17 protein-coding genes are annotated in these 20,322 nt (G+C 42.1%); 5 read left to right on the forward strand and 12 right to left on the reverse strand.

From position 1 onward, the window contains the following. Window positions 1-23 precede the first annotated feature (23 nt). The 3 genes from B9T26_RS10365 to yaaA form a co-directional block, all read right to left on the reverse strand. On the reverse strand, window positions 24-1,346 hold the full coding sequence (locus B9T26_RS10365; RefSeq protein WP_086199623.1) for an NCS2 family permease: 1,323 nt from the start codon (window positions 1,344-1,346) through the stop codon (window positions 24-26). A gap of 378 nt (window positions 1,347-1,724) precedes the next feature. After that, window positions 1,725-1,955, reverse strand: coding sequence for a hypothetical protein (locus B9T26_RS10370; RefSeq protein ID WP_086199624.1), 231 nt, complete (start codon window positions 1,953-1,955; stop codon window positions 1,725-1,727). Between the two features lie 143 nt (window positions 1,956-2,098). After that, a complete protein-coding gene (gene yaaA, locus B9T26_RS10375; RefSeq protein WP_086199625.1) occupies window positions 2,099-2,881 on the reverse strand; it encodes a peroxide stress protein YaaA in 783 nt (260 codons plus the stop codon). Window positions 2,882-3,005: 124 nt separating this feature from the next. Here yaaA and B9T26_RS10380 point away from each other — a divergent pair, with 124 nt between their 5' ends. Next, window positions 3,006-3,638: an alpha/beta hydrolase gene (locus tag B9T26_RS10380; RefSeq protein WP_086199626.1), complete on the forward strand. Its 633-nt coding sequence runs from the start codon at window positions 3,006-3,008 to the stop codon at window positions 3,636-3,638. A 117-nt stretch (window positions 3,639-3,755) separates the two neighbouring features. Here the strand turns inward: B9T26_RS10380 and B9T26_RS10385 are convergent, their stop codons facing one another. From B9T26_RS10385 to pheA, 4 genes are all read right to left on the reverse strand, one after another. After that, window positions 3,756-4,133: a hypothetical protein gene (locus B9T26_RS10385; protein ID WP_086199709.1), complete on the reverse strand. Its 378-nt coding sequence runs from the start codon at window positions 4,131-4,133 to the stop codon at window positions 3,756-3,758. Between the two features lie 109 nt (window positions 4,134-4,242). Beyond that, complete coding sequence (locus tag B9T26_RS10390; protein ID WP_086199627.1) at window positions 4,243-6,489, reverse strand: bifunctional prephenate dehydrogenase/3-phosphoshikimate 1-carboxyvinyltransferase; 2,247 nt, start codon at window positions 6,487-6,489, stop codon at window positions 4,243-4,245. A 3-nt stretch (window positions 6,490-6,492) separates the two neighbouring features. Next, window positions 6,493-7,584 (reverse strand): histidinol-phosphate transaminase, encoded by a 1,092-nt coding sequence (gene hisC / locus B9T26_RS10395; RefSeq protein WP_086199628.1) that lies wholly within the window; start codon window positions 7,582-7,584, stop codon window positions 6,493-6,495. A gap of 79 nt (window positions 7,585-7,663) precedes the next feature. Continuing rightward, window positions 7,664-8,773: a prephenate dehydratase gene (gene pheA / locus B9T26_RS10400; protein ID WP_086199629.1), complete on the reverse strand. Its 1,110-nt coding sequence runs from the start codon at window positions 8,771-8,773 to the stop codon at window positions 7,664-7,666. 836 nt (window positions 8,774-9,609) lie between these two features. Between pheA and B9T26_RS10405 the strand changes: the two genes are divergently transcribed. Next, window positions 9,610-10,128: a type 1 glutamine amidotransferase domain-containing protein gene (locus B9T26_RS10405; RefSeq protein WP_086199630.1), complete on the forward strand. Its 519-nt coding sequence runs from the start codon at window positions 9,610-9,612 to the stop codon at window positions 10,126-10,128. A 105-nt stretch (window positions 10,129-10,233) separates the two neighbouring features. On the opposite strand, the gene B9T26_RS10410 is transcribed toward B9T26_RS10405, so the two are convergent. Continuing rightward, window positions 10,234-11,376 carry an acyl-CoA dehydrogenase family protein gene (locus B9T26_RS10410; RefSeq protein WP_086199631.1) on the reverse strand — a complete coding sequence of 381 codons (1,143 nt, stop codon included), beginning with the start codon at window positions 11,374-11,376 and terminating at the stop codon, window positions 10,234-10,236. Between the two features lie 154 nt (window positions 11,377-11,530). Continuing rightward, window positions 11,531-12,877, reverse strand: coding sequence for a dicarboxylate/amino acid:cation symporter (locus B9T26_RS10415; protein WP_086199632.1), 1,347 nt, complete (start codon window positions 12,875-12,877; stop codon window positions 11,531-11,533). 413 nt (window positions 12,878-13,290) lie between these two features. Here B9T26_RS10415 and B9T26_RS10420 point away from each other — a divergent pair, with 413 nt between their 5' ends. Continuing rightward, window positions 13,291-14,295, forward strand: a complete 1,005-nt coding sequence (locus B9T26_RS10420) for a glycosyl transferase family protein (protein ID WP_086199633.1) — start codon at window positions 13,291-13,293, stop codon at window positions 14,293-14,295. A 316-nt stretch (window positions 14,296-14,611) separates the two neighbouring features. Here the strand turns inward: B9T26_RS10420 and B9T26_RS10425 are convergent, their stop codons facing one another. Further along, on the reverse strand, window positions 14,612-14,884 hold the full coding sequence (locus tag B9T26_RS10425; protein ID WP_086199710.1) for a YeaC family protein: 273 nt from the start codon (window positions 14,882-14,884) through the stop codon (window positions 14,612-14,614). A gap of 3 nt (window positions 14,885-14,887) precedes the next feature. Further along, a complete protein-coding gene (locus B9T26_RS10430) occupies window positions 14,888-15,829 on the reverse strand; it encodes an NAD(+) kinase (RefSeq protein ID WP_086199634.1) in 942 nt (313 codons plus the stop codon). Window positions 15,830-16,241: 412 nt separating this feature from the next. On the opposite strand from B9T26_RS10430, the gene mrcB reads away from it, so the two are divergent. Next, the gene (gene mrcB / locus B9T26_RS10435; RefSeq protein WP_086199635.1) at window positions 16,242-18,635 is read left to right on the forward strand and encodes a penicillin-binding protein 1B; all 2,394 of its coding nucleotides are present in this window, start codon (window positions 16,242-16,244) and stop codon (window positions 18,633-18,635) included. Between the two features lie 15 nt (window positions 18,636-18,650). Next, window positions 18,651-19,217, forward strand: coding sequence for a hypothetical protein (locus B9T26_RS10440; RefSeq protein ID WP_086199636.1), 567 nt, complete (start codon window positions 18,651-18,653; stop codon window positions 19,215-19,217). A 78-nt stretch (window positions 19,218-19,295) separates the two neighbouring features. Here B9T26_RS10440 and B9T26_RS10445 read toward each other — a convergent pair whose 3' ends face one another. Then, a complete protein-coding gene (locus tag B9T26_RS10445) occupies window positions 19,296-20,195 on the reverse strand; it encodes a thiamine phosphate synthase (RefSeq protein WP_086199637.1) in 900 nt (299 codons plus the stop codon). Window positions 20,196-20,322 lie beyond the last annotated feature (127 nt).

The raw sequence follows: 20,322 nt of genomic DNA on the forward strand, positions 1-20,322 counted from the left end.
CACCCTATTCTGGATGGGGTGAATTAGCCACCAAATACAGCAAATTTCAATGCCCAAAGTGCAGCAACAATCCAAACCATATACGGTACAGTTTTAGCTTGCCCTGTCAGCAACTTGATTAATGCGTAGCTGATAAAGCCCATCGCAATACCATCGGCAATTGAATAGGTAAATGGCATGCAGACGATGGTTAAAAAAGCAGGAACGGCTTCAGTAATATCATCCCATTCAATGTTAACGATACCTTGAATCATTAACACACCAACAAACAGCAATGCTGGCGCTGTAGCAAAACCTGGAACCGATTGCGCTAAAGGTGCCAGAAATAAACACAGCACAAACAACACAGCAACGACCACAGCGGTCAAACCGGTACGACCACCAGCAGCAACACCTGCAGACGATTCAATATAAGGTGTTGTAGATGAAGTCCCTAATGCTGCACCCGCCACAATGGCAGTCGAGTCAGCAAAGAGGGCTTTTTTCAACCGTGGTAATTTGCCATCTTTTAACAGACCCGCACGATGTGAAACACCCACCAAGGTACCGGTTGAGTCAAATAGATCTACCAAGAAAAATACAAAGATCACACCGATCAAGCTTGCAGTAAACAGACCCTCAAAGTCCATTTGCAAGAAGGTTGGAGCAATCGATGGAATGGCACCCACCACCCCCTTAAACTCGTTCAAACCCATTGCTGTCGCAATAGCGGTAATGACCAGAATACTGATAATAATGGCGCCACGGACTTTAAAATGATGCATCACCACAATCATCAGAAAGCCAAGCAAGGTCAGCAATACTGTCGGTTGTTTCAAGTCACCCAAGCCTACAAGCGTTGCCGGATTGTCGACAATAATGCCTGAATTCTTTAATGCAATCAGTGCAAGGAATAAGCCAATGCCTCCGCCGATCGCAAATTTCAGCGACATAGGAATGGCATTGACAATCGCTTCACGAATTTTGAACATGCTGATTGCAATAAACACCAGCCCCGAGACAAATACAGCAGCCAGTGCTGTTTGCCAAGGCACACCCATGCCCATACATACCGAATAGGTAAAGTAGGCATTCAGGCCCATACCCGGTGCAAGTGCAATTGGATAATTCGCAACAAGCCCCATCACCAAACAACCAATTGCGGCTGCGAGACAGGTTGCGACAAAGACAGCCCCATGATCCATACCGGTTTCGGATAAAATCATTGGATTGACAATAATGATGTAACACATAGTTAAGAAAGTGGTTACACCTGCAAGAACTTCTGTGCGAAAACTGGTTTTGTTTTCGCTGAGCTTAAATAAGCGTTCCAGCATATTCTCTGAAGATGGATTAGGAGTCGTCATGACTTTACCCCTGTAAGTAAACTTTATGCCGTGAGCACGCTATAAAATTAATGATCCGTTTCTCAAATCATCATTAAGTTTATAGATGTCCAAGCAATGGATATGCCAATATTTCCATTCAAAAAAACAAGTATTTTGCACAAGTTTTCACTGGCGATTAAACAGCCAAATGACAGAAACTGTAAACAAAAAAGCCGCATAACTTTTATGCAGCCTACTTAGATAAAAAGAATCAAACACTTACAATATAAATATAATGATTCAATTAAAATCGTGGCAAATTATAACACAATGCTTTTTATTGTTTCTAAAATTTATTTTTAATTAAATTTCAATTGTTTAAAAATATACTTAAAACATATAGTAAAAATTCGATCACTAAAACTTCTTGTATTTTACCTGCGAAAGCTCTGAAGAATGGGGATCTGCGGTTTCAAACGGATCTAAAACCGTATTATTCGGATTACTCTCCACAAGCTTTAATGACTGATGGGCATCCTGAATCAATTGATCTACTTCCTGTCTTTTTTTCATTTGATTGTCGTGATAAACCCCACATCCCAGCACAAATACTGCAAAAATAAAGATAGGAATTAATAATTTTTTCATAACAAAATTTTATTATTCAAAAAACTTTGTCTAATACTAAACAAAAGAATACACAAAACATATTGCAAAAAATATCCAAAATTATATTTTTTTTGATAAAAATCCTGAAATGCATCAGGATTTTTACTTCACTAATCTTTTATTTATGCGGCTTGCTGTTCATCACGCTTAAAGACCAGTTCCCCCTTCAGTGAACTTTCAGCATCATAATAATAACCATCCAGATTAAACGATTTTAAATCTTCAGCCTGGTTCAACCGATTCTCAACAATATAGCGTGCCATCAAACCGCGTGCTTTTTTGGCATAAAAGCTGATCACTTTATATTTGCCATTTTTCTGGTCCAGAAAAACCGGCTTGATAATTTGCGCCTTAATTTTTCCTGGTTTTACCGACTTGTAATATTCATCCGAAGCAATATTCACCAACAGCTCCGAATTCGCCTGCTCTAAATCGGCATTGATTAACTGGGTAATATTTTCACCCCAGAATTCATACAGATTATGACCGCGTGGATTTTTTAGCTTGGTGCCCATTTCCAGACGATATGGCATCATCAAGTCCAAAGGACGTAGCAAACCATAAAGTCCAGACAACATGCGCAAATGCTGCTGTGCATAGGCAATGTCTTGCTCACCAAGCGCATAGGCATCTAAACCGGTATATACATCACCTTTAAAGGCAAATAACGCCTGGCGTGCATTAGAAAAATTGAATTCCGGTTGCCAGTCATTAAAGCGCTCGACATTTAACTTGGCAATTTTTTCACTCACACTCATTAAATTGGCAATATCTGTAGCAGAAAGATGACGACTCACATCAATAAGTTCTTGTGAATGTTCCAGCAATCTTGGCAAGGTATGGATATCTGTTGGAAGTGCAGACTCATAGTCTAAAGTCTTGGCAGGTGAAATTAGGGCGAGCATGGACAACCAGATTAAAGAATAAGTAAACAAACTATAACAGTAGCGTTATTTTATTTCCAATGAGTGTTTTAAATGAATATTATCGCTAAAATATCTTTTTCTCCTGTTATTTATCGGTAGTTACATGTCCGAGCAAATTTTCATTCAAAGTCCTGCGGGTCAACTGGAAATTTTTGTTGATTATCCTCAGGGTGAAGTGAAAGGATTCGCAGTAGTAACCCACCCCCACCCCCTGCAAGGCGGTACGCCACAGCATAAAGTGCCAGCGCTGCTTGCCCAGATGTTTCTTGAGCGCGGTTGTGTCGTCTATCGTCCAAGTTTTCGCGGTTCTGGTCAAAGTGCCGGCGTACATGACGAAGGCAATGGTGAAACCAAAGATACTATGAACGTGATTCAATACGCACGTAACCAACACTCAAACCTGCCATTTTATGCAGGTGGCTTTAGTTTTGGCGCGAATGTCATGACCAAATGCTATGCTTTGCTTCCTGTTGAACAACAACCGGTACAGACCATTTTATGTGGTTTACCAACCACAACAGTGGCAGGTGTGCGCCACTATGTCACCCCGCACATTAAGGGTGATATTTTATTTATTCATGGTGAAGCAGATGAGATAACCCTGTTATCTGATCTCATTCAATGGGCCAAACCACAACGCCATTTAATTACTGTTTTACCAGGTGCGAATCACTTCTTTACTGGATATTTAAAGCAATTACGTGTGGCGATTTCCCGTTTTCTAGTGAGTCATTAAATCTCAATATTATCTCTGGCTCATGCTTTGTAGACGCTGATCCAAGACAATATAAAAAATAAAAAAAAGGAGGCTGATTGCCTCCTTTTTTTTCATTCATATATTTTTTAAAAATATTTAGCTTTTCCACTCAAACCCACTAAAAGATTCATCTTCTTTTAAGGTATTTTCTACTGCTTGAGCCAATTGGTTTAATAAGCTTTGTTCAGTGATTCGTTCTAGCCAATCCTGATCTTCATCTGGGTACGAGGTGATCTCGCAAACTAAATGCCCTTCTGCATCATGACTCTGGCAAGTGACAGATAGAGGTAAGGATTGATTGTCTACACTTACAGCCACCTGATCACCGCTTTGCGACAAGGTCTGAAAACCATATTGACCCAATTCTTTAGACAAAAGATCCGCAACATATTCCTGAGTCACATGACAATCATTCGGTTGCTGCGACACATGATTATGCTTTTCACAGTTTGCAGTAAATTGTAATTTTCTCATCTGTGCACCCAAAGGCATTCTTGTAATATGGTTTTAGAATAAGCAATAAAAACCAAACAGCCAAGCAAAAGCTTGGCTGTTGTCTAACAAATACACAAAATTAGACTAATTACTCACTGACCTGAATCGCTAGACCTGCCCGATTGGTCAATTCAGTGAAAGTCGGGAAACTGGTTGCTACAGTTTCGGTGCCTACAATATTGATTGCACCTGAAGTCCGTAAGCCAGCCATAGAGAAACTCATAGCAATGCGGTGGTCATGATGCGATTCAATTTCACCGCCAGTGAAAATGGCAGACCAGTCACCAGACTTGCCCTTACCTTCAATGATGATGCCATCATCGGTTGGTGTACAATCGATCCCCATGGTTTTTAAGCCATCTGCCATCACTTGAATACGGTCTGACTCTTTTACACGAAGCTCTGCAGCACCAGTCAAAATGGTTTGACCTTCAGCACAAGCCGCCGCAATAAATAAAGCTGGGAATTCATCAATGGCCAACGGCACCTGATCTTCCGGCATATGAATGCCTTTTAAGGTGCGTGTGCCGCGAATACGAATGTCTGCAATCGGCTCACCACCTGCAATACGTTCGTTTTCAACAGTCAAATCTGCACCCATCTGTTTCAGGATTTCAATGACACCGGTACGGGTCGGGTTAATCCCCACCGCTTCAAGTGTTACATCCGAACCTTCAGTAATGGCAGCACCGACCATAAAGAATGCAGCGGATGAAATATCAGATGGAACCTGAATATCAGTACCGACCAATTTACCGCCACCTTGCAGGGAAATACGGTTACCCTCGGTTTTTACTTCATAACCAAAGGCACGCAGCATACGTTCGGAGTGGTCACGGGTTGGTTCAGGTTCAGTGACCGATGTTTCCCCTTCTGCCCATAGACCTGCCAGTAAAATGCCCGACTTCACTTGAGCAGAAGCCATAGGTAAGTCGTAATGAATGCCTTTAAGCGCCTGATTGCCGCTAATGGATACTGGTGGTGTACCACGTTCACCCGTGGTTTGAATCTGGGCACCCATTTCACGTAAAGGTTTGGCAATACGTTCCATTGGACGTTTAGACAATGAGGCATCACCGGTCATGACTGAATCAAACTTTTGAGCAGACAACATGCCTGAAAGCAGACGCATGGAAGTACCCGAATTGCCCATATACAAGGCACTTGCAGGCGCTTTCAAACCATTCATGCCTACGCCATGAATGGTCACTTCACCATTTTTAGGCCCTTCAATGCTTACGCCCATATCACGAAATGCTTGCAGCGTTGCCAATGCATCTTCGCCTTCTAGGAAACCGGTAACATGTGTGGTTCCTTCAGCAATCGCACCAAACATGATAGAGCGGTGTGACACAGATTTGTCACCTGGCACGGTAAATTTACCTTTAAATGTCTTATCACCCGGCAAAATGGTAAATTGTTGTGTCACTTTATTTTTCTCCATCAAAGGTTTTTTAGCGAGCATATGATTGAAATGCTGTCGTGCCGCCTGTGCATGCTCCAGCAATCCCATCAACGCTTTGGAATCTTCATCTTCAATGAGTTTGCGAATTTGAGCCAATTGCTGCTCAAAACCATCCACTGCATTTAAAACTGCTTTTTTATTGGCAAAAAAGATGTCATGCCACATTTGCGGATCACTGGCTGCGATTCGGGAAAAATCACGAAAGCCCCCAGCGGCATAACGGAAAATGTCCAGATTATCTTCCCGGTTGGCCAGTTGCTCAACTAGGTTAAATGCCATCAAATGCGGAAGATGGCTGGTATGCGCCAGCACTTCATCGTGCTTGTCCACATCCATGCAAATCACTTCCGCCTTGGCAGCTTGCCACAGTTGAACCAGTTTTTCCACGGCCCAGTCGCCACTGCTTGGTAACGGTGTCAAAATCACTTTATGGTTGGCAAACAAATCGACCTTGCCTGCATGTACACCGGTATGTTCGGCACCTGCAATTGGGTGACCCGGTACAAAACCTTCTGGCAGGTTTTCACCATATACCGCTTTTGCAGCATCGACTACATTACCTTTGGTGCTACCCACATCGGTAATGATAGTTTTATCTGACAGATAAGGCTTGATGGTTTCCAGCACTTTTTGCGTTGCACGAACAGGCAAAGCCAAAACCACCAAATCTGCACCCTGCACCGCATCTACAGGATTGCTATAGCCTTCCTGAATCAGTCCAAGGGCTTTTGCATCATCCAGTGTTTTTTGCGAACGCGTTGAGGCAACAATTTGCTTTGCCAATTTTTCAGCAATGATGACACGAGCCAGACTTGAGCCAATCAGCCCAAGTCCAATAAAGGCAACTTTTTCAAACAGTGGCGCAGACATAATTTATGCAATAGCCTCTAATTCAAGTACCTTAGCCAAAGCAGCCAAGAACTTCGCATTTTCCGCTTCAGTACCAATCGATACACGAAGATGATTTGCAATACCAACCGGACGCACAATGACACCTTCTTTCAACAATGCAGTGAAAGTCTGCGCAGGGTCCGCCTGTACATCAACCAAAATAAAGTTGGCGCGTGAAGGCACATAATCTAGACCTAAAGCTTCAAAGCCAGCTTCAAGCTGCTTCATGCCCGCTTTATTCACCACACGTGATTGTTCAATAAAGTCTTCATCTTTGAGTGCCGCAACCGCAGCCACCATAGCAAGATGATTGACGTTAAATGGTTGGCGAATACGGTTCAGGTAATCGGTCACTTCCACCGATGCCAAGGCAAAACCAACACGTAGTGCAGCCAGACCATAACATTTAGACAAGGTACGGCTGACAATAATATTTGGATATTGTTCAAGGAATTTCAGGCTGTTGAAGTTTTCCGGGAAATATTCCACATAAGCTTCATCCAGAACCACAATCACATTGGCCGGTACTTTTTGCATGAATGCTTCAAATTCAGCTTCTTCAAACCAGGTTCCGGTCGGGTTATTTGGATTGGCAATAAAGATCAGTTTGGTATTGTCTTTAATCGCAGCCGCCATGGCATCCAGGTCGTGGGCAAAACCTTTGGCAGGCACTTCAATCGCTTCTGCATTAATCGCTTGAGTCACCAAAGCATATACGGCAAAAGCATGCTGGCTATACACCACAGAATCGCTTTCTGACACGAATGCACGGGCAAACATTTCCAACAAGTCATTTGAACCATTACCCAAGGTAATCTGATCATGCGCAAAGCCAAATTGAGCCTTGACCTGATCTTTCAAAATAAAACCGCCACCGTCCGGATAGCGGCCAATTTCTGCCAGTTCAGCAGCCACGGCTTGTTTTACTTTTTCAGAACAACCCAATGGATTTTCATTCGATGCCAATTTGACAATATCAGTAATCCCTAACTCACGCTCAAGTTCACTAATAGGTTTACCTGGTTGATAAGGCTTTAACTTTGAGATGCCTTCATTGGCAGGGACAAACGACATGTTACTCTTCCAGTTATTTCAAGTGATAAAGCTGGCCAACTTCATTGTCAAAATTGACCACGACTTTAATGGATAAGATTTACAATACTGCAATCGGGTAAGAACCCAAAACTCGAACTTCTTTCACCAAAGGACGAATTTCTTCAATTGCCGCTTTCACGTTTTCTTGATCGACATGACCTTCTAAGTCAATGAAGAAAACATAGGCCCATTTTTCAGGTAAAGCCGGACGAGTTTCAATACTGGTTAGACTAATGTTGTGTTTGGCAAATGGCGCCAGAATTTCCAGCAAGGCACCGGCACGGTCATGTGCAGAAATCAGCAATGAAGTTTTATCATTACCACTTGGCGGTACTTTTTCACGCCCAATCACTAGGAAGCGTGTGGTATTTTCCGGATTATCTTCAATATTGCTATGCAAGATTTCCAGATCATAAATATTGGCAGCCACTTCTGAAGCAATCGCTGCTGAATGCCATTCATTGCGAATACGGCGTGCAGCTTCTGCATTTGAACTTAAGGCCACACGTTCAACACCCGGATAATGTGCATCTAACCAGCCACGGCATTGCGCCAAGGTTTGCTGATGGGCATAAATCTGTTTAATGCTGTCTTTACGGGTATTGGATGAAACAAGGAACTGGTGATGAATACGCAGTTCTACTTCACCAATCACGTTCAAGTGCGAAGATTTAAAACAGTCCAAAGTATGGTTGACCACACCTTCAGATGAATTTTCTACCGGTACCAGACCATAATGTGCACTTCCGGCTTCGACTTCACGGAATACTTCATCAATGGTAGGCAGTGGACGGACAATAGCATCCTGACCAAAATGTTTCAGCACTGCTGAATGGGTATAGGTTCCTACAGGCCCTAAAAAAGCAATACTTTGTGGTGCTTCCAGTGCCAGACATGCAGACATGATTTCACGGAATAAACGTGCCATGGTCACATCAGATAACGGCCCTTCATTACGCTCCATAACATTGCGTAAAACTTGTGCTTCACGTTCAGGACGGTAAAACAAAGGATTCTCTTCAGCAGCAAATTTTGCCTTTGCGACAGCTTCAGCCAATTTTGCTCGTCGATTAATAAGCTGTTGAATCTGTTGATCTACAGAGTCAATATCCTCACGGATTTGAGCAAGGTCAAGAGAAGTCGTTGTGTTTTGATCGTCGTTGATCATTGTTATGTTGCCCTTCAAAAACGTTATGCAAACAGTATAACAATAGTTAGCTTTCAAATGTTACGCAATAAGACTTTGATTGATTCAGTCTTAAAAACATACAGTTGATTTAAGCAGCAATTTTATTCACGATGTTTTTGCTGTGAATATTTAAAATGGATCAGGTTTTACCAATCTAATAAAAATTGAACTGCAACTGTACATTTCTAATTCAGCAATCAGGCTGTCAATTTTATGTCATTTCATTTAATAAATTTATCGTTATTTGCAAATAAGTTCATAGCTAAAAACGCTTAATGCGGTGGGGTTTTTAGCTATTTTTTCTTTAGTTTGGGAGACTCAATGTGGCATTACACATAGCACTCAAGGGAAAAATCTGTCTTACTTATTATATTGTTATTGACTTACCTGAGCAGGTTCAATTAAAGCGATGCTGTTCTCGTATCTTCACGTTTAGGAAGCTGCGGTGACGGACATTCCAGATAAACATGGCAGATAATCGGTTAAAGCCTGGATTGCCATCACTCCTTCGTCTTGCAATTGATGACGTTAAAACACTGTAAAGAAGACCTGATTGCATACAAAGTCCCAGAATTTATAAAGACTTTGAACAAGTAGCCAAAGTCAACTGTCGGAAAATTAGACCTACTGAACTTCGACACATGCAGAAACAAAAGTCTTTAGCTTAATTTATTAATGCTTACAAACACTTAAATATATACCTAAAAGTCTGCTTACAGGACTCTCTCATTTGCAAGTGTCATTTACCAAACTCCATCACAAAAGACTAATGTTTGATCTATAGTGCTTTGAACAAAGCAATTCGGAGAACAATAATGTCAAAAAGAATCGCCGTTTTAGTGACTCATGATTTTGAAGACGTTGAATATTCAGAACCTGTGCAAGCCTTTCGCGCTGCACGTCATAGTGTTTTAAATATTGAAAATAAAGCAGGCAACATTGTCTATGGTCATAAGCGAAAATCGGCCGTCACTATTGACCAAAGTATAGATGATGTGTCGGTGCAGGATTTTGATGCCTTGCTCATTCCGGGTGGCTATTCTCCCGAACGACTCCGTGGCGATGACCGTTTCGTGGATTTTGTGCGTAAATTTGCCAATGCTCAAAAACCCATTTTGAGTATCTGTCACGGTCCGCAACTACTGATTTCTGCCAAAGTGGTTAAAGGCCGTTTAATGACCACCATTAAAACACTCGCCAAGGATCTGGTTAATGCCGGTGCGGTATATTACGATGTCGGTGTGGTGAATGATAATAATCTGTATATCTCATCGCGCTCACCGGATGATTTACCCGCTTTTATTGAAGAAAGTTTAATGGTGCTCAGTCAATAAAAAACACCCTTCAAAGTCAGACTAACTATCCAGCTTTCAGGGTGTTCTTTTCGATTTCTGTTATTTCAAGCTTTTATTTCATGCTTTGTATGTCAATATCATCTATTAACGGCCCAATAAACTACGCGCCACAATCTCTTTCATAATTTCATTGGTACCGCCGTAAATTCGCTGGATACGCGCATCTACAAAGAAACGTGAAATTGGATATTCTGTCATATAGCCATAACCACCAAACAGCTGTAACAAGTTATCCGCTATTTTCATCTGCATGTCGGTTGCAAAACTTTTTAAGGCTGCGGCTGTTTCGACATCCAGTTTACCTTGCATATAAAGTTCAACATTCTGGTTATAAAATGCAGCTGTAGCCTGTTCATCTATTTTTGCCTGTGCCAAAACAAAACGGGTATTTTGGAACTGGCTAATCGGCTGACCAAAAGCCTGACGTTCTTTGACATAAGCAATAGTGACATCAATTGAACCACGAATGGCACCAATGGCAGTAGATGCAATGGCAGTACGCTCACGTGGCAATTCCTGCATTAAATAAGCAAAACCTTGTCCTGCCTGACCCAGCAACTGATCTTTAGGTACCTTGATATTATCGAAGAACAGCTCTGAAGTATCTTGCGAATGCAAACCAATTTTATTCAGATTGGTTCCCTTCTTAAAGCCTTCCAAATGTGTATCTAAAAGCATCAAGGATACGCCTTTGGCACGCGCTTGCGGATCAGTTTTAACCGCCAATACCACCAGGTCAGCATGTTGACCATTGGAGATAAAAGTTTTGGAACCATTGAGCAGATAGTGATCTCCCTGCAAGATGGCATTGGTACGCATTGCCTGCAAATCCGAACCCGCACCTGGTTCAGTCATACCAATTGCACCCACCACTTCACCTGTCACCATTTTTGGCAACCAGTACTGCTTTTGTTCTTCTGTGCCAATATGCAAAATATAAGGGGCCGCAATTTCAGAATGACATGAAATACCTGTCGATATGGCACTATATCCGGCACGTGCAGATTCTTCTACCAGCATCAGTGAATAATGGGTTGGAACACCATAGCCGCCATATTCTTCAGGTACATCCACACACAAGAAACCATTTTCGCCCAGCAAATTCCATACAGAACGCGGCATAATGCCTTCATGTTCCCACTGTTCATAATGCGGTGCGATATGCTCATTCATAAAGCGTTTAAAGTTGTCACGGAATAATTCTAAATCAGCATCATAAGCCAACATATAGCGTCCTTGTCTTTAGTCATTGTTATTTCTTCTGCTTTGCTATCCTATTCATTTTATTAGACTGTGTCATGAACTATAACGATCTTATTTTATGACTTTAAGGTCAATAAAAAAAGGAAGCCGAAGCTTCCTTTTTTTACATCCAAATCAATTAAGCGTGTGCTTGAGTCGATTCTTCCTGCATTTTTTGGTCAACCATTTCCGGGTTATTTAATGCTTCATTTAATTGGGCCGTGTCTAATTGACCTACCCATTTCGCAACAACAATTGTCGCCAATGAGTTACCCACCAGATTCGTCAAGGCACGTGCTTCAGACATGAAACGGTCAATACCCAGAATCAATGCCAGACCTGCTACGGGGATATGACCAACCGCAGACAATGTTGCCGCCATAACAATGAAGCCAGAACCTGTTACACCCGCAGCACCTTTAGAAGAAATCAATAGCACCGCTAAAAGCGTAATTTCGTGAGCAAGATCAAGCTGGGTATTGGTTGCCTGTGCAATGAAGATTGCAGCCATAGTCAGGTAGATTGAAGTACCATCCAGGTTAAATGAATAACCTGTAGGAATCACCAGACCAACAACTGACTTTTCACACCCGGCAATTTCCAGTTTTTTCAACATACGTGGCAGCACGGATTCAGAAGATGATGTACCCAGTACAATCAAAAGCTCTTCACGAATCATACGGATCATTTTCAAAATACTGAAACCGCAGAAACGTGCAATACTACCCAATACAATGAAAATGAACAGTAAACAAGTAATGTAGAAACAGATGATGAGTTGAGCTAACTGAGCCAGTGAACCAATACCATATTTACCAATCGTGAATGCCATCGCACCAAATGCACCAATCGGCGCAAGTTTCATGATCATGTTTACGATGTTGAAGAACACATGCGAAATTTGATCGATGAATTTAAGGACGGGTTTACCTGCATCGCCCAATTTATGTAATGCGAAACCAAACAGCAATGCGAATAAAAGGACTTGAAGAATTTCACCTTCGGCAAAGGCACCGACCACCGTATTCGGGATGATGTTCATGAAAAAATCAAGTGTCGATTGAGATGCACCAGACTCTACATACTTCGAAATACCTGATGTATCTAAAGTTGCAGGATCGATGTTCATGCCTACACCCGGTTTTGCAATATTGATCACCAGCAAACCGATAATTAATGCAAGTGTTGATACCACTTCGAAGTAGAGCAGCGCAATACCACCTGTTTTACCCACAGATTTCATGCTTTCCATACCTGCGATACCGCTCACCACAGTACAGAAAATCACGGGTGCAATAATCATTTTGATGAGCTTAATGAAAGCATCACCTAATGGTTTTAATTGCTCGCCCAAGCCTGGAACACTTTGCTTAACACCGTCAACAATTACAGATGAACTTGGGTAAAAATGCCCAACAATCACACCCAAAATAATGGCAACGATTACTTGAAAATACAGCGACTTATAGATTGGTTTTTTAGCCATGACATTACTTCACGATATATTTCTTAATCAGAAATATTCAGATTTTGTCTATTTTCAAAAAATAAACAGCCCAAAACTCCTTTATCAAAGATAAAAGAGCACCAAAGTATCAAGAAATCTCTGATACTGTATAAAAAAACTAACTGTGTAAATGTGATTAAAAATCACAATTAGGCTCCGATAAAAAATCAGAGGATTGATCAGGAGATGAACACATATTAAAACCAGGTTAAATTTTACCTGTTTTTTAAGGCTTTGTTTTGCCTCAAATGTTAAATTAGGTTAAATAATATACACCACCTCTTAGACTATGGTCTAAATGGTTCAAATTTAATCCTCAAAATCAGGCTGAAAAATACCAGCGATCAACGTAAACTATCCCCATTGATCAGGTTTGATGCTGAAATTGCACTATGAATACCAAACGAAATATATATAAAGATTTTGAACATCCTTTTGCTCAGTTTGTTCGTATTGTGGGAAAAGGAAAAAATGGTGCCCGTTCCCTGACTTTTGACGAAGCCTATCAGGCGTTCAGCATGATCTTAAAAGATGAAGTTTTGGATGTGCAGTTGGGTGCTTTCCTGATGCTACTTCGTGTTAAAGAGGAATCTGTAGATGAACTGGCCGGCTTTGTACAGGCCACCCGTGATCAATTGAATTTCAAAGCCTTGGATGTGGATCTGGACTGGTCATCGTATGCCGGCAAGCGTAAGCACTATCCATGGTTCTTACTGGCTGCCCTGACTTTGGCCCAACATGGCTACAAGGTGGTGATGCATGGCGCATCTGGCCATACCATTAACCGCCTTTATACCGAACAGGTATTGGAATATCTCGGTTATGCTATTTGCAAAAATGACAGCGATGTGGAACAGCAGTTACAACAACGCAATTTTGCCTATATTCCCTTGGAAGCGATCTCACCTATTTTGAGTGATTTGATCTCTCTACGGAATGTGATGGGTTTACGTTCCCCAATCCACACCCTTGCCCGTTTAATTAATCCATTTAATGCCAAAGCCACCATGCAGGCCATTTTTCATCCTGCCTATCGGGGTTCACACCAACAAGCCGCGTTTAAACTGGGCTATCAAAATAGTGCGGTGATTAAAGGTGAAGGCGGTGAGTTTGAACGTAATCCGGATGCCAAAACCTTAATTTGCGGCATTAAAAATGGTGAACTTTACGAACATGAACTCCCTAAACTGACAGATAACCGTAGTCCTATTGAAGAAGAGTTGGATTTAGCAGTGTTTAAAGCAGTTTGGGAAGGCAAGCAGCAGCATGAATATGGTGAAGTTGCAGTAACGGAAACCATGGGAATTGCTTTATACACAATGGGGGCATGTGCTTCTTATGATGAGGCAATGTTAAAGGCCAAAGAGCTTTGGGCAAATCGCAAGTCTAAAATCTAATTTGATGCAGAATAAATGATACGTGACAAAGCCATTCGCAATTGTTCGAGGCAAGACTTCATTTGATAAAAATGGTTCTGCGAAACATTCATCTAATGATAGTATGGAACGAGTTTTGCGATGAGAACACTTGAAACATGTTTCAAGTGTTCGCAAGGTGACTTTGGCCTTACGAAGTAATACTTCTCAGGGCTTATCCAAAGTAACAGAATGAGCTTCTATAAATTGAGGTTTATCGGTAAGACACCGTCGTACCCTTCAAAAAATTAAAATATAAAAAAGACACCACAGTGTCTTTTTTATTACAAATAAATATTTAAACAAAACGAATCGGCTTAAACTCTTCGTCTTGCTTTGGATCATGCGAATCGCAGTGTTCATCTTCTTCTTTGGTACCGCGGTCAATATAGCCACTACGTTCAGTTTCAGGCAAATTTTTCATTTCCCAGGCATAAACGGCTTGCATACAGGTTTGACGCTGCTCTTTGGTGAGCGCTACGCCATTCGGCCATTTACCAATTTCCACTGCTGTCTTTAAACGCGCAACAATTTCAGGATCGAGTACGGCCAGCATTTGTTCAATATTCATCATTTAATCCTGCTGTTGTAGAGAGTCAAAATCTTGGTTCCAGCCCAGTTTGGTACGACAAGCAATATAGAAATCGTAACCGGGTGGATGAAGGAGATTCAATTTAAATGGATGTTTACGGATATGCAAACTATCCCCAACACTGAGTGAAACGCTGTGTTGACCATCGGCACTAACCATTGGCAATACACGGTTTTCACGAATGATAATCTTGATTTCACTATGCCCGCCCACCACAATCGGACGTGACGACAAAGTATGCGGATGCATGGGCACTAAAGAAATGGCATCCATACTCGGATGAACAATCGGTCCACCACCAGAGAGCGCATAAGCCGTAGAGCCGGTAGGCGTCGAAACAATCAAGCCATCACTATGCTGACGATAGACATATTGGCCATCAATATTCAGTTCAAAGTCAATCATATGAACTGATTTTCCTGAATGCAGAACCACATCATTCAAGGCGATGGCATCATAAATACTTTCACCTTTGGAACGGATTTCCATTTCTAGCAAGAAACGGCGGTCGAGCTGAAACTCGCCTTTGAGCACCTGATCCAGCTTAAAAATAACCTCGGTCGGCTTAATATCGGTTAAAAAGCCCAAACGACCACGGTTTACCCCAATCACAGGCGTATTGTGTCTAACCAGAGCACGTGCAGCATGCAGTAAAGAACCATCACCACCCACCACAATGACCAGATCAACCACTTCACCCAGTAAACTGCGGCTCACGGTTTGCGTATTGTTATAAGGAACTAAGGCTGCTGTTTCCGAATCAAAAACAGGATGTAAACCTAAACTTAAAAGATGGTCATGAATAAGACTTAAAGTTTCCACGACGGAGGATTTATCTGGACGGCCTATTAATCCAATGTTCCGAAAAGTTTTATGTGAAATTTGCACCTGGGTCATCGCTCCGCTACGATTCCTGCCTATCATAGCATTAACCCTGTTCATTTTAAAAAACTTTAACGGCTGATTACACTAACAATCTAGCAAATTCAAAGACTCAGCCAGGTTTTTAGCCTGTCATCCAGATCGGTTCGCTTTACATGCAATCAACAACTAAAATCAGGATGATTTTTTATGATAAAAGTCACCCGATCTGCAAGATCATTTTCATCCGCAGCCCAGGCATGACTTAAGCCTGTTAACTTGCTTAAAAATTGACAGATAATTCGCAAACACTGTTTTAGAGCTAAAAATAATATCTTTTATAAAATCAAAGACTCATTCAAAATATTTTGTGCAATTTATTGTTATATTTTATCTTCATTCACAGATTAATTATTGCAAAAAAATGAAAAGCTTCGCATGATTAGCACAATTTATTTGGATCTTATAATAATTGATGAAGTCTGAACGCGGTATCGGTTTACTGGCCCTTATTTTTTCAATATTAGTCATTGGCGTATTCTTGGTTTTTAGTATCTATTTAATCCGAATGGATAATATTGTACGCAATAAATTTGAAGGACAGCGCTGGGATATTCCGGCAAAAGTTTTTGCCCGTCCTTTGGAAATTTATACCAATGCACCGGTCAACCAGGCAGACTTCACTCAAGAGCTTAAACTTCTGGGTTATAAAAGTTCTGACAGCTATGCCAACTCCGGCAGTTATGTCACCTCCGGTGATGCACTCTATGTGCATACCCGTGGCTTCGACTTTGGTGACAGCGTTGAACCGGAGCAGGTATTAAAAGTTACGTTTAGCGACAATCAGATTGGTGAAGTCAGTGCCACCAAGCCTTCATCTACCGGCATTGCGCGTTTAGAACCTTTACTGATTGGCGGAATTTATCCGCAACATAATGAAGATCGGGTGCTGATTAAACTCAATAGTGTGCCTAAACCGCTCATTGAAGCGCTGATCTCTACCGAAGACCGTAACTTTTATCACCATCATGGGATATCGGTACGGGGTACAGCACGTGCTTTAGTCAGCAACGTCACTGGTGGTAAACGTCAGGGCGGTTCGACCCTGACCCAGCAGCTGGTGAAAAATTTCTATTTAAGCCCGGAAAAAACCTTAAAACGTAAGGTCAATGAAGCCCTGATGGCGATGCTGATTGAGCTTCATTACGATAAAGATGAAATTCTGGAAGCGTATTTAAATGAAGTGAATCTGGGACAAAACGGCAATTATTCTATTAACGGCTATGGTCTGGCTTCACAGTTTTATTTTGGCTTGCCGCTACGCGAACTCAATATTGCTCAACAGGCTTATTTAGTCGGTCTGGTGCAAGGTCCTTCGCTATTTAACCCCTGGAAAAATCCGGAAGGTGCAAAAAAACGCCGTGATATTGTGTTGCACAATATGCTGGTGATGGGATATCTGACTCAAGCACAGTTTGAGCAAGAAACTGCTCGTCCATTAAATGTCATTGCCAAACCGACCTTGGGACCTGCCCGCTTCCCGGATTTCATGGATATCGTACGTCGACAGCTACGCACCGAATATCAGGAAGGCGATCTGACCAATCAAGGTCTAAAAATTTTTACCTCTTTAGATCCGATTGCCCAAACCAAAGTACAGGAAGCCTTTAAAGCCTCGGTTTCCCGTTTGTCTAGCGCCAATCCCAAAAGACTTGGAGATTTGCAAGGCGCGGTTTTAATCTCGCATCCTGAAAATGGTGAACTGGTTGCAGCTGTGGGTTCTACCCAGGACTTTACCGGCTTTAACCGTGCGCTGGATGCAAAACGTCAGGTCGGTTCCTTGCTTAAACCGGTGATTTATTTAAGTGCGATTGAATCTGGACGTTATAACTGGGCAACCCCAGTTGAAGACAGTGCCATGAATGTTTATAGCGAAGGTAAAAACTGGACCCCTAAAAATTATAGTGGTGGTGAACACGGCATTGTTCCAATGTCCGAAGCATTGGCAAACTCGTATAACCTTGCAGCCGTTCGCTTGGGCCAGGAATTTGGTATTTCGACCTTTAGCAATCACCTGAAAAAATTTGGGGTAACTTCTGATATTCCAAGCTATCCATCCATCTTTTTAGGTGCAATTGATATGTCGCCGATGGAAGTGATGAGCATTTACGGAAACTTTGCAACCGGTGGTTTCAAATATCCAATCAAGTCCATTCGCTCTGTAGTGGACGCTAATGGCCGCCTGCTCGATCGTTATGGTTTAACGGTACAAAAAACCATTGATCCATCGGCAGCTTATATTTTGAATTATGGCCTGCAACAGGTCATGAGCTCGGGTACTGGTCGTGCTGCTTATAGCGCTTTCCCTGCCGATTTAAAACTGGCAGGCAAATCAGGCACCACCAATGATACCCGTGACTCATGGTTTGCAGGCTATTCAGGTAATTATGTCAGCGTGGTCTGGCTAGGTCTGGATAATAACAAGGTGACTGGCTTGACCGGTTCTTCAGGCGCATTACCGGTCTGGATTAATGTGATGAAGCAATTAAGACAAAAACCGGTTAACTTGCGTCAAACTGAAAATGTGCAATGGCAATGGATTGACCGTGCCAGTGGGTATTTATCTGCGCAAGGTTGTGAAGGTGCCATGTACATTCCGTTACTTCGCAGTAATATGCCACGTCAGGCCACTGCCTGCGGTTTACCGAGCTATCAGGTAGAACCTGCTTCCAATCCTGATACTGAAAACAATCAGACACCTGCCGACCAAAACGATAGTATTGGAAACTATATTCGTGAAAGTGATACTGAAACACAGAACGATGGTTCTACGAATCAGGTCATTTCAAGTGGTAGTTATAACAATTAAGGGTGACAGTTGAGCATGAATGGGCAATTTAAATGGCATAAATATGGGTTAATCGCTTTGAGTTTGATTGGGTTTGTGGGCTGTCAAAGCCTGCCAGCCCCTGAAACCAAACAGCCAGCAAAACCTGCCCCTACAGAAAAGCAGGACATTAAAACACCTTCAGGCGTGGTCATCACCCCTTATGAACGTGAAGAAATTCAACGTAAAAAGATGCAGGTGGTTGTTCCAGAGCAACAGCGCAAACAGCAGTTCGAAGATGGCCGCAAACTTCCTGCATTTCAAAAACTCATGCAAAAAGTCCAGCAGGCCTATCAGCAAGGACAATGGAATGAAGCAGAGGCTGCAGCATTGCAGGCACAGCGTCTCGCACCGCAATCCGCTGAAACTTTCTTGTATCTGGCCTTGATTGCCAATAAAAAAAATCAACCGGCAAATGCTGAAGCTCTGGCACAACGCGGACTGAGTTATGCACAAACCAATGCCATGAAGAAACAACTGTGGCTGGTTATTTTAAAAGCTGCACAACAGCAAAAAGATCCAAAATCCATTCAACAAGCGCAAAAAGCCCTGAACAGTTTATAAAAGCCAGCATGTATTGAGACAAAATAATCACGGTTCAATACATGCTCTGATTCTGTTTTTATAAAATTCAATACCGTTTTATAAAAAGCGCATCCCTGCAATGCCATATGCGCCCTGTTCTTTAGCAAGGGCAAGATCACCCGCCTGCATGCCGCCCAAGGCAAAAACCGGTATATCGACCTGTGAAACCCAGAGATTGAACTGTTCCCAACCTAATGCTACAGCGTCTGGATGGGTGGCGGTCGGCAATACCGGACTCAGCAAAATAGCATCACAACCCACCTGCTGTGCCTGTTGCATTGCAGCCAGATCGTGACATGCCGCAAGGTAACGCTTTCCAATGCTTAAATCACCCAGTTTTAGAGCCATCAGTTGTGACTGTTTTAAATGAATAGTGGAAATCGCTGCTTGCTGAATTGTATTGAGTTGCTGATAAATATCGACATTTACAATTAACTTCGCCAAATGCTCAACACTGAGCTCGGCCAGAGCGCTGATTTGCTGCTGGCTTCCTGCAACGCGCCAATACAGTAACTGGTCTTGCTGCAACTGCCTTAATGTTTCGAGTTGATCTGAAATTTTAATTTGATGCGGCCAATATAGGCGCTGAATTACGGACAGATTGGCTTTAGGGAAGTTTAAATCCAGCAATTCTTCACGGCTATACCAAGTCCAGGGCTGCTGAATTTCATTCAATAATGCGGTCGGGACGATGGCATGAAATAAATGTAAGTTGACGATCACATCATCATATTCATGCTCAATCACATCAAAGGCATGCCAGTCATGCAAGCCTATACCCACTTCCTCATAGATTTCACGGCGACACGCAGCCAGGGGTGTTTCACCCTGCTCCACTTTGCCACCGGGAAATTCATGTTTATTACCCTGATGCTGTTTCGCTTCACGCCAGCCCACCAGCACTTTGTTCTGATGCAGTAAAATTGCAATGGCAACATGAATTATGGGTTTCGACATTCCCTGCTCCTCAGCCTAAAAATATTACAAAGTGTAAGCAAATTTAAGTTTTTTATAAAATCTTAAATAAACGATTGACAGTTATATTTGATAATGATTATCATTTAATCCATTCAATACATACCAC

Source organism: Acinetobacter sp. ANC 4169 (assembly GCF_002135355.1).
GTDB lineage: Bacteria > Pseudomonadota > Gammaproteobacteria > Pseudomonadales > Moraxellaceae > Acinetobacter.